The sequence below is a fragment of the Synechococcus sp. R5-15 genome (assembly GCF_047462035.1).
In the GTDB taxonomy this organism is placed as follows: domain Bacteria; phylum Cyanobacteriota; class Cyanobacteriia; order Thermostichales; family Thermostichaceae; genus Thermostichus.
This window is the reverse complement of sequence record NZ_JANSIK010000029.1, coordinates 1-11,958: the sequence shown is the minus strand read 5'-3', so window position 1 is coordinate 11,958 and position 11,958 is coordinate 1. Positions and strand designations below refer to the sequence as shown.

At 54.6% G+C, this 11,958-nt stretch carries 8 protein-coding genes and 3 pseudogenes; 3 read left to right on the top strand and 8 right to left on the bottom strand.

Features of this window, described 5'->3' with window-relative positions; translation table 11 throughout:
- Nucleotides 1-354, top strand: a pseudogene (locus tag NW839_RS02965) (hypothetical protein); the annotation flags it as partial.
- 35 nt (nucleotides 355-389) lie between these two features.
- Here the strand turns inward: NW839_RS02965 and NW839_RS02960 are convergent.
- Nucleotides 390-620 carry a DUF2555 domain-containing protein gene (locus tag NW839_RS02960; protein ID WP_414350197.1) on the bottom strand — a complete coding sequence of 77 codons (231 nt, stop codon included), beginning with the start codon at nucleotides 618-620 and terminating at the stop codon, nucleotides 390-392.
- A gap of 237 nt (nucleotides 621-857) precedes the next feature.
- Here NW839_RS02960 and NW839_RS02955 point away from each other — a divergent pair, with 237 nt between their 5' ends.
- Nucleotides 858-2,636 carry a flavin reductase gene (locus NW839_RS02955; protein ID WP_414350195.1) on the top strand — a complete coding sequence of 593 codons (1,779 nt, stop codon included), beginning with the start codon at nucleotides 858-860 and terminating at the stop codon, nucleotides 2,634-2,636.
- Here the strand turns inward: NW839_RS02955 and NW839_RS02950 are convergent.
- The 4 genes and pseudogenes from NW839_RS02950 to apcD all read right to left on the bottom strand — a co-directional run bounded on the left by NW839_RS02950 (nucleotide 2,614) and on the right by apcD (nucleotide 6,160).
- Nucleotides 2,614-3,186: a Uma2 family endonuclease gene (locus tag NW839_RS02950; RefSeq protein WP_414350193.1), complete on the bottom strand. Its 573-nt coding sequence runs from the start codon at nucleotides 3,184-3,186 to the stop codon at nucleotides 2,614-2,616. The two genes, NW839_RS02955 and NW839_RS02950, sit on opposite strands and share 23 nt — an antisense overlap.
- A 721-nt stretch (nucleotides 3,187-3,907) precedes the next feature.
- Nucleotides 3,908-4,894, bottom strand: a pseudogene (locus tag NW839_RS02945) (chlorophyll a/b binding light-harvesting protein); the annotation flags it as partial.
- Between the two features lie 39 nt (nucleotides 4,895-4,933).
- Nucleotides 4,934-5,419: an allophycocyanin subunit beta gene (locus NW839_RS02940; protein WP_099812041.1), complete on the bottom strand. Its 486-nt coding sequence runs from the start codon at nucleotides 5,417-5,419 to the stop codon at nucleotides 4,934-4,936.
- 267 nt (nucleotides 5,420-5,686) lie between these two features.
- Complete coding sequence (gene apcD / locus NW839_RS02935) at nucleotides 5,687-6,160, bottom strand: allophycocyanin subunit alpha-B (protein ID WP_099812040.1); 474 nt, start codon at nucleotides 6,158-6,160, stop codon at nucleotides 5,687-5,689.
- A gap of 331 nt (nucleotides 6,161-6,491) precedes the next feature.
- Here apcD and rpsU point away from each other — a divergent pair.
- A pseudogene (gene rpsU / locus NW839_RS02930) lies at nucleotides 6,492-6,635 on the top strand (30S ribosomal protein S21).
- Here the strand turns inward: rpsU and NW839_RS02925 are convergent.
- The 3 genes from NW839_RS02925 to NW839_RS02915 all read right to left on the bottom strand — a co-directional run bounded on the left by NW839_RS02925 (nucleotide 6,632) and on the right by NW839_RS02915 (nucleotide 11,826).
- On the bottom strand, nucleotides 6,632-10,360 hold the full coding sequence (locus tag NW839_RS02925) for a PAS domain S-box protein (protein ID WP_414350191.1): 3,729 nt from the start codon (nucleotides 10,358-10,360) through the stop codon (nucleotides 6,632-6,634). The pseudogene rpsU and the gene NW839_RS02925 sit on opposite strands and share 4 nt — an antisense overlap.
- A gap of 171 nt (nucleotides 10,361-10,531) precedes the next feature.
- A complete protein-coding gene (locus NW839_RS02920; protein ID WP_414350190.1) occupies nucleotides 10,532-11,119 on the bottom strand; it encodes a hypothetical protein in 588 nt (195 codons plus the stop codon).
- A 92-nt stretch (nucleotides 11,120-11,211) separates the two neighbouring features.
- Nucleotides 11,212-11,826, bottom strand: coding sequence for a Uma2 family endonuclease (locus NW839_RS02915; RefSeq protein WP_414350202.1), 615 nt, complete (start codon nucleotides 11,824-11,826; stop codon nucleotides 11,212-11,214).
- Between the last annotated feature and the right edge of the window lie 132 nt (nucleotides 11,827-11,958).

Below are 11,958 nucleotides of genomic sequence, written 5' to 3'. Positions count from 1 at the left end.
GCCGAGGAGAACGCCGCCCGTCTGCGGGAAATCGAGGAGCTGCGTCAGTCCATCCAAGAAAGCCGTGCCGAATTTGCTGAACAAGCTGCTGCTCAGGCTCAAAGCTTGCGAGAGCTACAGCAAGTTGTCAGCGAGACCCGCTCTGACTTAGCTCACCTTGCCGAGTGGGCAGAGGAAGTGACTCAAGCTCTGGTTACCCTCACCGCCCTACAACGAGAGCACGAACGCGCCATTCAGGCCATCAACCAACGGCAAGCGGAAACGGATCAGAGGTTCAACGTTCTCCTTGAAGAAGTGCGCTATCTGATTCGCCGGCAAGGCTCTGACGGAAATCCTCCCCCCTCGTTGCCCTGAGCACTGGGATCCCTTTAAGAACTGCAAGGACAGCCCTAATCTTCATCCACTTCCCACTCCAACAGGTGTGCATAGGGAGCCACTAAGTGGGGAGCATAAAAGGCAACGGCTCGAAGGGCATGCCAGTCTTCCAAGCAGCCAAAGACGGTCGGATACTCATTGCGCTCCAACCGCTCTGCAATTGCCGCCACCTCAGCTTCGGTAAACTGGCGGGGATCCATCCCCTTAGCAGGGGCCTCCACTTTGGACTTGGATCGGGCAGACATAGGCAGCCTGAACACGCTACAAGCCGATCTTAGCCTCTTCCTTTTTGCCCGGCCGACTTTGAAAAAACTTGACACACTCCCCACCTCAATCGCTTGCTTCTTGCGCAGTTGTGAGGACGGGGCCTCAGACCCAACTTTTGGGTAAGCCAACCCCTGTTCTCCCGAAACTCTGAAAAGGGATCCCCATTCCTCCAGTTTCGTGGCAAGGTGAGGACAGATACCGCATCGGAGGCTGCTATGGAGAGCAAGATCCCCGCCCGCGATGTCCAAGTTGCCCTTATCGGCCCGTCCACGCTGGTTCTCCGCTCCCGCACCTGGGATCGCCTGAAGTTTGAGCTGGAATACGCTCGGCAACGGGGCACCACCGCCAATAGCTACCTCATCCAGGCCCGCCAAACCCTCCTCATCGATCCTCCGGGGGAATCGTTCACCAGCATCTTTTTAGAAGAGCTGGCCCAACACCAGTACCTGCAGCGGTTGGACTTTATTTTGCTCAGCCACGTCAACTTTAACCGCATTGCCACTCTCAAGGCCCTATTGCCTCTGGCTCCCTATGCGATGGTGCTCTGCTCCAAGCCAGGATCCATTACGCTACGGGCCGCCTTTGAAGAGATGGATCCCTTGCCCCGCAGTCGCGACGAAGAGGAAGCCGCCGATCTGGGCATTTTCTACAATGGCGACCAGTCTTTCCGTTTGCGGGTCATCCGAGATGGGGATCGCCTGGATTTGGGAGAAGGGCATGAGTTGCACTTTCGCACCGTGCCCACGCCCCGCCACCCCGATGCCCTCTGTACCTACGATCCGGCCACCGGGATCCTCTACACCGATAAGTTGTTCGGTGCCCATGTGTGCGATGAGCAGGTGTTTGACGAGCATTGGCGGCAGCTCAGCGAAGACCGTCGCTACTACTTCGACTGCTTGCACCGCAACCAATTGTCCCAGGTGAAGGCAGCCCTGGCCAAGTTGGAAGAATTTCCCGCCCAAATCTATGCCCCTGCCCACGGCCCCTTGGTGCGCCACAGCCTGCGGCGCTTGCGGCTGGACTACCACACTTGGTGCGAAGAGGATCCCGGCGAGCAGCGGGTAGCTCTCCTATACACTTCCGCTTACGGAAATACAGGCTTGATGGCCATGGCTATAGCCCAAGGGCTGGAGCGGGCCGGCGTTAAGGTGGAGCGGATCAACTGCGAATGGTCCACTCCGGAGGAGATCGCCCAAGCTCTGGAGCGCTGCCAAGGGTTTGTTATCGGATCCCCGACTTTGGCCGGCCATCCTCCTGTGCAGATCCAAACCGCCCTTGGCATCATCCTTTCTTCAGTTCCCACCACCCGGTTAGCCGGGGTTTTTGGCTCCTACGGCTGGAGCGGAGAAGCGGTGGATCTCATCGAGAACAAGTTGCTCAATGCCGGCTTTTCCTTGGGGTTTGAGACGATCCGCGCCAAGTTTAAGCCCACCCCTGAAATCCTGGAAGCCTGTCAAGAGGCGGGATCCCAGTTTGCTCAGGCCCTGCGCAAAGCCAAACGAGCCCGCGCCCCTCGCCAAACCAGCAGCGAAACTCAGGCGGATCGGGTTGGGCAAGCCCTGAGCCGGGTGGTGGGATCCCTGTGTGTAGTCACCGCCCTGCAAGGAGAGACCCGCCGCGGCTTCCTCACCTGGTCGGTGGCCCAGGCTAGCTTCAATCCACCAGGGCTAACCCTGTCGGTGAACAAGGAACAAGAAGCCGAATTGCTGACCTATCCCCAGGCACCCTTTGTGCTCAACATCTTGCGGGAAGGCAAGGGCAGCAACTTGCAGCGGCACTTTCAGCGACCTCAACGGCCCGGAGAAGATCGCTTTGCCGGCTTGGCCACGGCCACTGCTGAGAATGGCTGCCCCATTTTGTTGGATGCCTTAGCTTACCTGGAGTGCCGTGTCAAAACTTGGATGGACTGCGGGGATCGCTACCTGGTCTATGCCGAGGTGGAACGGGGCAAGGTGCTGGATCCCACGGGGGTTACGGCCATGCGGCGGGGGTAGTGTATTGGAGAACAAAGATTTGTTGTGGAGTCAATGCTAACTGGATCCCATCGATCACCTTAAGCTGACGATCTCCTCGGCAAATTTCCGGCTCTTGTTGAGGAGCAAATACCAAAATAGAGTAATCGTCTAAATCCACCATCCACCCTAATTTGCTGCCGTGCTTTAGGCAATGCAGGATATTATCGATTACACGGCTTACCCTTTGACCCGGCGAAAGAATTTCGATAATCCAGTCGGGTGCTGCGGTGAAGTCATCTTCTGGCTCGCCTGTTTCACTGAGGCGAATTCGATCCCACGCAATTACGGCAATATCGGGAACAATGGAACGACCGGCAAAAGTGCATCGCAATTCGGGTAGGGCAGTATAGTCGGTGGTGCTGCCATCAACCTCGGCCACAAGGTGTTTTTGCAAAATGGAGTGGCGGGCTTTGGGTATCGGTTTTTGAATGGCAACTCCATCCACATACTCCCACGCCGGAGAATCTTCTATGTAAGGCAACTTGAGGAAGTCTTCAAGGGTAAGAGGCGGAGCCAGGCGAGTTGTCATAGGTTTAGGCAAAGCTCCTCAGGATCCCTACCAGTACTGTATCCCAAATCCCCAAGCGAGGGCGAGTGGTGGAGTAGGGGTTAGAATTGCAGCAATTGGAGTAGATGTAGCGTGAAAGTTGTCCAGCCGGCGGCGCTGCTGACCTCGATGGATCCCCTCAGTTGATCCACCATTTGCTTCACCAAGGCCAAGTCTAGATCGGTACTCCCTTCCTTAGCCCACACTGCGGAGCCCTAGCAAAGCAAAAAGCCCCCAGGCAGGGTAATCACCTCTCCTGAGGGCCAAACCCCCTCAAATCCCAGGTAGGTTAAGCCTGAACTCTGCTCGGCTCGTAGAAGACTTTGGGCAGAGATCGAGCAAACTTCGAGAAATCAGCCCTTGACTTGCGCGAACCATAATCTGCCTTTAAGTCAGAACGATTGAAAGCTATCTTCTCTCTTGCGGGCTCGTAGAAGATCCACCTCCTAGGGGTGTAGTTCACTTCATAGAGAGTTTGCCGAACGCCGTTTATCAACGATAGAGATCTGGAGCTGGGAGCCTTTGGCGGCTGATACCAGTAGATATCCTCGGGAGATACAGATAGAGGCTCTGGACCTGCAAAGGGCGGCTCGTAAAAAGTTGCAAAGTCAGGCTGAGGTCGGCACTGAAATTGAACCTGATACACCGACTGAGAGGTCATTTCCTGCCGACTCTGCTGCCAAAGCTGCAGCATCTTGCCGACATCAAATCCCATCGCTCGCTGAAAATGCCACAGGGATCCTTGTAGAAAAAAGAAGGCTAAGTAGAAGTGAGCATTCGCCAGCCAAACCCTTGAGGAGTAGTTCCACGCTCCCGTTTGATTTGGATCGAAGTAGTAAGGAGTAAAGGCGGATTTCAGCTCCAGGGTGGGGCCGTAAAACTCCACCGGGTAGGCCAGCGAGTTAAACCCACAGTAGTAAGAAGCCGCAAAACCGGCTAGGGCGATGCCGAATAGAGAGTAGGAGAGGATCCCATCTGCTGAGAAGAGAAAGCGAGCTTTAACCCACTCAAACGGCGGAACCAGGATATGCCACACCCCTCCCAACAAGAGAAGAGCTCCCACATAGATATGGCCCCCCACCAAGTCTTCCAAATTATTGACATCAAACAGGTGGGTGCGGTAGTTCCAAAGGGTGGCAAAGTCCAAAGTTGGAGCCGTAACCAGGCGTACCTGACCGGTGTTGGCGTCATACAGCCCCCCGAACACCATCGCCTTGGCCACCAACAATAGGGATCCCAGGCCCAAAATCAGTAGGTGGTGCCCCAAAATCACTCCCAACGTTTTGGCATCATCCCAAGTGAAGTGAAACTTGGCAGCCCTGCCGAATTCCATATCTAAGCTGGGGGGAAGTTGGGTTTGGTGGAAGTAGGCTCCTCCAGCCAACACGCCGGCAGCCACCAGGTGAATTGAGGCAATGGCCACATAGGGAAAGGTATTGACGATCTGGCCACCGGGGCCAACCCCCCACCCCAATGTGGCCAAGTGGGGCAGCAAAATCAGCCCTTGCTCGTACATGGGCCGCTCTGGCGAGAACTTGGCCAGCTCAAACAAGGTAAAGCCCCCCGCCCAAGCCATGATCAAGGCCGCATGGGCCACATGCGCCACGATAAAAGTATTAGAGAGGTTCATCAATCGAGCGTTACCTGACCACCAGGGGTAGCCCGATGGGTGCATCTTTTTGGCATTCATAGATAGCTCCTCAGTGAGCCCTCAAAAATACAGGCACGTTTAGCTCAGACCGGCAATGATATGGTCAAGATAAACGGCCATTTCTTGACTTGCCTCTGTGTCGAGACTTTCGGTCAGGACCTCTTTCATGGCATTGAGGGCCTGAATGACGCGATCGATGGGAACGCCGAGGGTGATGTAAGTTTCTTTTAAACCCTGCAACACGCGCTCATCCAAAATTGAGGGATCGGCAGCCAACATGGCGTAGGTGGCATAGCGTAGAAAATAGGTCAGGTCCCGCAAGCAAGCCGCGTAGCGCCGAGTAGGGTACATATTGCCCCCCGGTAGGGTAATATCCCCGTAGAGCAAGCTCTTGGCAACCGTTTTGCTGATAATGCTGCTGGCGCTGGAGCTGATGGTTTTGGCCGCCTTGACGCGCATGTTGCCACTCTGGAAATAGCGATTTAATTGTTCCAGAGCTGCGGCATCTAAGTAAGAGCCTTTCTCATCGGCGGGGTTAATCAGGGAAGTGATGGTATCTTTCATGGATTTTTCTCCTCTAAGCACTAGTAGGGACTGATTTCTTGAGGCAATTGGGCAAATGCTGTTCGCGTTAGCGGGACGGAGTCCTTGCACCGCTTGCTCAGGCATTGCCTGTGAGAACTCTTATGGATTGCAACTTAAGACAACTTCACAGCTTGCAGGTCAAGCTCGCAAAGCCAGCCGAAACCTCAAGCTCACAGAGGCAGGAGTAGCGCGCCTCAACTCTAAAACTGAGCGAGAGGGCAGCGATTTGTCTATCCATTCATCGATTCAAAAAGCGCGAATCAGTCGATCAAAGTAGGGGGCAGCTAGAGCCATCTCCTCTGAAGAAAGAATGCCGGCAGCTACCTCTTTTAGGCAGCTCATCGCCACCCGCAGGTTGGGTAGCGGCACGCCCAAAGAGATGTACATTTCTCGCATGCCGTTCAAGCCGATATCTTCCAGCGGCTTATCGTTGCCTGCCAAGATGCAATAGCTAACCAAGCGGATATACCAGCCTTGATCTCGTTGACAGAGGGCAGTTTTTTGAGGGTTGCCCTTATTGCTGGGGGTGTTGGGGCATTTGGCCCAAAACCGTTTGCTGCCTTCCTGGACAATTTTTTGCTCGTTCTCTGCTAACTTTTGGGCGGCTCGGATGCGAACTTGACCCTTGCTGAAGAAATCCTCTAGCTTGGCGATCTCGGCACTGCTGAGGAAGCGATCAGCCGCGTCCGACTGCGCGATGACTTGGGCAACAATGCTCATAGGTTTTTGGCAAGGAACACTCTACAGGTAACAAAGTAAGCCAGATCCTCAAGAACCGAAATCACTTATTAAGAAAAAGTTGTGAATTGAAACTTACTTGCAACAAATCCTCTCTGCCTCGCGTCTTCGGCAGCGTGACCAGATTGAGAAGGTTGGGTTGGCGGCCAATCCAGATCCCGGATACGACAGCAACCCTCAGAATACTCAGCCTCTATCTCTTCTGGCCGAGATGAGCATCTGTGTTGGGAACTATTTCCGTATCTGTTGCTACAGAACTTACAATAAGACGGGCTGTGCAGAGGTACCGGGGGAGAGAACCCCTAAGGTAGGGATCAAATCGGCGCTGCGCCGCTTTAAGGGCTAAGTTTCTGAGGCAGGAATCTTGCCAGATCTGCGTAACCATCGCTACTTTGAAACCAACCTGGAAAAGCGCAAGCGCAAAGCAGGAGTCCCCAGGGATCCGCTCAACCTTTAAAACTGGGGCAGAGGGGGCAGGTGGAGCGTAAAAGTCGTCCAACCGGCAGAGCTGTTGACCTCAATGGATCCCCTCAGTTGATCCACCATCTGTTTTGCCAAGGCCAAGCCTAAACCCGTGCCCCCTTCTTTCCAAGGATCATGGCTGGGGATCCGGTAAAAACGCTCGAAAATGCGGGTGAGTTCCTCAGCCGGGATCTCTTGGCTATTCCTGACTTGGATGCGAGTTCGGTTGGCCTCAACCCTGACTTCTAGGCGGATGGATCCCTGGCCGGGGGTGTATTTCACAGCGTTGTGCAGGAGCTCCCGCAGGATACGCCCCAAAAGGAGAGGATCTGTGGTGATGCTGCTCTCCAGAGGCACGTTGGCTTGAAAGGTTTGCCCCTTAGTACGGGCGCGTTCGCCAATAGCCAACAGCAAATCCCCCAACAAGGCTTCCCAGGTCAGCGTTTGCAGATTCAAAGCATAGGCTCCTGCCTCTAGCCGCTGCAAATCCAACAGGTCATTGATCAGCTCGATCTCCCGTTGGCATTCCCGCTGGGCGATGGATAGGTACTGGGCCTGCTTCTCCCTCGCAGGGGCAACTTGCAGCATGTGCAACGCCATTTTCATGCTGGCTAGAGGAGTGCGCAACTCGTGGCTGACGGTGCTGATAAAGTCATCTTTGAGGCGGTTAAGGCGCTCCAGGGCTTGCACCTGCTCTTGGGCAGCTCGGAATAGGCGCGCCTGCCTTAGGCCGATAGCACATTGATTGGCCACCTGCTGGATAAGCTGCATCTCCTGCTGGTCGAAAGAACGCTCAGCTGAGCGAAAGATCCACAGATCCCCTAGCACTTGGCCTTTATCCGGCAGGGGGCAAGCCATGACCACCTGGCGCTTTTCCACTGTCTTTTCTGGACAGTAGAAGCAAAAAAGGCAGGGCTGTCCTGCGAGCAATTGTTGATGAACATCGTCGTAAGGCCCACCCTTTATGGATATGGAAATGTTCAGGGAGGAATTGGAGCGGGGGCAGTACTCGTAGCTGATGGTGGAAAGGGTGAGATCGGCGTTGTAAAGGCCAATATCGCAGCCATCTGCATTTAGGTTTTCTCCCAGCTCGCGCAGAGCGGTGTTGAGAATTTCAGCTTCATCCAGAGAGTCGCGCACCCGGTCAGTGATGCGTTTCAGCAGGGCCTCAAATTGCAGGGATCGCTGCAACTCAGAGGTGCGTTGCCGAACCTTTTCTTCCAAGGTTTGATTGAGGGCTTGCAGTTGTTCATATAACTGGGCCTGTTGCAACGCGATGGCTAATTGATCGCTCAGCTCTTGTAAAAGCCGGATTTCCCACTCTTGCCAAGGGCGGCTGGATTGGCAGTGCTGTGCCACCAGAAGGCCCCAGAGATCCTCTCCCCGCCGAATTGGGATCACCAAGTTGGCTTGGGCCTGGAAAGATTCCAAGAGCTCCCGATAGCAAGGATCCAAATTGGCCGTCGCCACGTTGGCTATGGCTTGCACAAAGCCCTCTTGGTACTTGCGGTAGCAAGGATCCTGGCGAAGGCAAGCATCCCACACCCGGCGGCCCAAGTGGCTGGGCCAGGGATCCGCCACCGACTCAGCAGCTACAAACCCCCCTACACCTTCCTGCAACTGATAGATCATCACCCGATCTACCTGGAGAAACTCTCGCACTTCCGCAACCGTTGTTTCCAAGAGGGTTTGCAAGTCCAAAGCTTGGCGGATCCGCCGCAATAAGGCCCCCAACAGTCGCTCCCGCTCTGCCTCTTGCCGAAGCACTTCTTGAGCTTCTTTGAGGGGGGTGATGTCCACAACAACACCGCAAACGGCATAGGGATCCCCTTGCTGATCCCGCAGGGCAAACTTGGTGACCCACTGGGTCAATCTCTTGCCATCGCGGAAAAAGGTTCGCTCGTAGCTGACAGGATGCGGAGATTGCAGGACTTTTTGATCCTGATCTCGAAATTCTAGAGCCTCTTCTGATGCGAACAGCTCACTATCCAACTTTCCAATGAGCTCTTCTGCCTTGCAGCCTCTCTGTTGTAGATAAGTCTTGTTTACATGAAGATAGCGCCCTTCCAGATCTTTGAGAAAGATAGAAAAAGGGATCCCATCCAGAATAGCCCTAAGCCGAGCTTCGCTTTCTTGTAGAGCCAGCTCTGCTTCTTTCTGCTCCGTAATATCTTCGGTAATGCCAACAATACGGATAACCTCTTGCTGTTCGTTCAAGATGGGTCGGCAAGAAGTACGCAGCCAGCGCAGCCTGCCATCCCGATGGAAAATGCGGTAGGTGATCTGCTGGGTTTCTTGAGTGGCTCGGGCGGCCGCCTGCAGTACCCTTGGCAGATCTTCGGGATGGATCCTGTCTTTCCAGAGATCTGGCTTGCGGCGAAACTCTTCTGCTGTGTAACCCCAGATCTTCTCGCTTTGGGGGCTTTTGTAGAGAGACTGGCTCAAGTCTGCAGAATACACAAAGAAAACCACCGGTACAGCCTCTGCAATTTCTCGGAAGCGGGCTTCGCTCTCTCGCAAAGCCAGTTCCACCTGCTTTTGTTGGGTGATATCGCGGGTACTGGAAACGATCCCTTGCACAGAGGGATCCTCCAAAAGATTGGTGCAGAAGCTCTCCAGCCACACCCACTGGCCATCGGCGTGTTGGGCCCGGTAAATAAAGCTGAGTGTCTCGCCAGGTCGAGCCTTGAGTTGCTCAAGAGCATCAGCAACGACCTGCCGATCCTCAGGGTGAACCCAATCCAAAGGCAGGGCTTCTCCCGAATTGGGGACACGACCCAAAATTTTCTCAACAACTGGGGGATTTAGGATGTATAGCAAACCTTGGGCATCGATCCGGCACAAGACGTCATGGCTGTTGTTAATAAAGGCGCGAAAGCGCTCCTGCTGCTCTGCTAGCTCTTGTTGCAGGCGCTTTAGCTCGGTGATGTCTAGGCTAACGCCGAGAACCCCCCGCCCTTCCGATTGCTCTCTCAGGGGCACGACTACGGAATAGGTATAGCGCTCTTCTCCCTGAACGAGCTCTTTCCTCTCGTACTTGACAACTTCCCCTCGAAGGGCGCGGGCGACATACTCTTGCCAGTCCCCGTGTTCTTGAGCCACTGCCTCCAAAGAAGTGCCCAGCAGATCGCCAAACCAGGCGCGGTCAGTGGCATTTTGCAAAATCAGCACTCCCTGGGGATCCCTGGCCCACACCGCCAATGGCAGGGCATCCAACAAGGTGCGCAGTTGGGCCTCCCGCAGCCGCAGGTTTTCTTCCAACTGTTTCTTCTCGGTAATGTCTCGGCCCACGCCGCGAATAAACTGCAAGCGGCCCCGCCGGTCAAAAATGCCTTGGTTGATCCACTCAAACCACCGCACCTGCCCCGCTGCATCCGCCACTCTGCTAATCCGGGTAAAGGTGGGCTGCTGAGGGGTAAGGTGGGCTATCTTTTGCTGCGCCTGCTCCTGCTCTTCTGCCGGCAGCACGTCGATCCAGCGCCTGCCCCGCCAATCCCCCAAGATTTTCTGGCAAGCTTCGTTACATTCCACCACCGTCGTATCTGCACGCGCCAGCATGATGACATCGGGAAAACCCACCTGATCCCGCTGCAGCCAGCGCTTTTGCCAGTACATCACCACGGCCAGTGAGGATCCCCAAAGGAGCAGCCAAAGCCATCCGGGCAGAGTGTTCCAGTTGAGTAAGGTAAGCAGGTTGACCAGATCCCAGGAGGCGCTCATGAAGGTTGTCGATTAAGTTAAGTTTAGAAAGTGTCAAGGAGTACGCTGCTTTTCGGTAGCATTTCTAACCCAGGATCAAGCACTGTGCCAACAATTCCCCATCTCCCCGAAAAGGAGAGCAAAGTTTGAGTCCACTGGAACGGTGGGGCAGTATCCTCGAAAAGGGGGCTTTCAGGGTGAAGAGTTGTTTCTTAGGTTTCCTGAGTGTTCGGATAGATAGTTCTGAATCCAGCGCACCAGCCGCTGAGAGAGCACGAAAGCTTCTGGTTCGTCCCCTTTGATGCCGACTTGGCTGCTAAAGCAGGCGATGACCTCCTCGTTCAGCTCCGGTTTAGAAGGATCGCTGTGAAACTGCAGCCGCACTTGGCTTTGGACCTGAAAACTCTCTTGAGCTTGGTTATCCAAAACTTCCTGACCCACTCGATGCAGCCGCACTCCTTGCAACTGAGCCAAGGGATAGGAAAACACCTGCTGCCGCCAAATCCCCCAAGGGCCACGCAGGTGGGTCAGGGTCACCACCTGCCTCTCTCGATCTAGGCTCAAGATCTGGCCTAGCCCCCAAGGGATCCCAATCCACAAGCCCATCCCCACAGCCACCAACCCCCACAGCGGCGAACGGGCCCACAGTTGGGATCCCACAATCAGCAGCACCAAGCCTGCTGCCGCCCGCCAAGCCAGTTGCTGGGAAGTGAACCGTTGTAGGGCAATGCGCAGCCGTTTGGGATTGCGCTCCAGAACCTGCGGATAGACCGGTGCCATGAAATGGGATCCCACTGTTGAGACTAGTTTAACAGGGCTGCTCTTCCCTAGGTGCTGAAGGCGTCTTATCCGTACATTGCGTTGGTGAAAAACTACAACTCCGGCTCGGCAAAAAACTCTGATAAATCCAGCGCAAATCCAGGGATCACCTCTCCACCTTCCAGGATGTCGCCGGGTTTCTTCAATGCTTCAGGCTCAGGCCGGCGATAGACCAGAACGTATTTCTCTTCAGGATGAATGATCCAGACCAGCCGGGATCCATTCTCAAAATACTCAACGAGCCTATCATGGATCTCTCCAACGGTGTTGGCATCGGAGAGAACTTCTACAGCCAAGTCTGGGGATCCCTCAATATAACCCCTTGGGATCCCGCCCAGAGATTGTAGTCGTTCTTTGGAAAAAAAAGAACAATCCGGAGAGCGGCGATTACCGGATTTCATTTTGAAGGAAGTATCGGAATCGAAGGTAAATCCAATCCTTTGACTGCGAACGTACGAGCCTAGAATGATATGAATCAAACTTACGTAGTACCCATGCTTTGCGCCTGCCGAGCCCACAGTAACCAGTTCTCCATTCACAACCTCATAGCGATTGCCATCCTCCGGTAAAGCCATAAACTCTTCGTCAGTCCAAATTTTTCGAGAAGCTGCCGGAGAACTATCAGCAGGTGCCTCGGCCAATTTTTCTCTTTCCAAAACCTCGACCATCATGACCTCCGCAATGAAAAACGGCTAAACCAACCAAGGGAGCCGGTCTGGGGTCAACACATCGTAAACTACCCGACCCTGACTGCTTCGCAGTACAGGGCGGGCTTTCGGTAGCCCTGCAGTTGGCAAGCC

Bases quoted from the DNA above. Each gene is read 5' to 3' on its own strand.
- apcD (WP_099812040.1), bottom strand. From the start codon at position 6,160: ATGAGCATTGTTGCCCAAGTCATCGCGCAGTCGGACGCGGCTGATCGC.
- NW839_RS02915 (WP_414350202.1), bottom strand. From the start codon at position 11,826: ATGGTCGAGGTTTTGGAAAGAGAAAAATTGGCCGAGGCACCTGCTGAT.
- NW839_RS02955 (WP_414350195.1), top strand. From the start codon at position 858: ATGGAGAGCAAGATCCCCGCCCGCGATGTCCAAGTTGCCCTTATCGGC.
- NW839_RS02950 (WP_414350193.1), bottom strand. From the start codon at position 3,186: ATGACAACTCGCCTGGCTCCGCCTCTTACCCTTGAAGACTTCCTCAAG.
- NW839_RS02940 (WP_099812041.1), bottom strand. From the start codon at position 5,419: ATGAAAGATACCATCACTTCCCTGATTAACCCCGCCGATGAGAAAGGC.
- NW839_RS02925 (WP_414350191.1), bottom strand. From the start codon at position 10,360: ATGAGCGCCTCCTGGGATCTGGTCAACCTGCTTACCTTACTCAACTGG.
- NW839_RS02960 (WP_414350197.1), bottom strand. From the start codon at position 620: ATGTCTGCCCGATCCAAGTCCAAAGTGGAGGCCCCTGCTAAGGGGATG.
- NW839_RS02920 (WP_414350190.1), bottom strand. From the start codon at position 11,119: ATGGCACCGGTCTATCCGCAGGTTCTGGAGCGCAATCCCAAACGGCTG.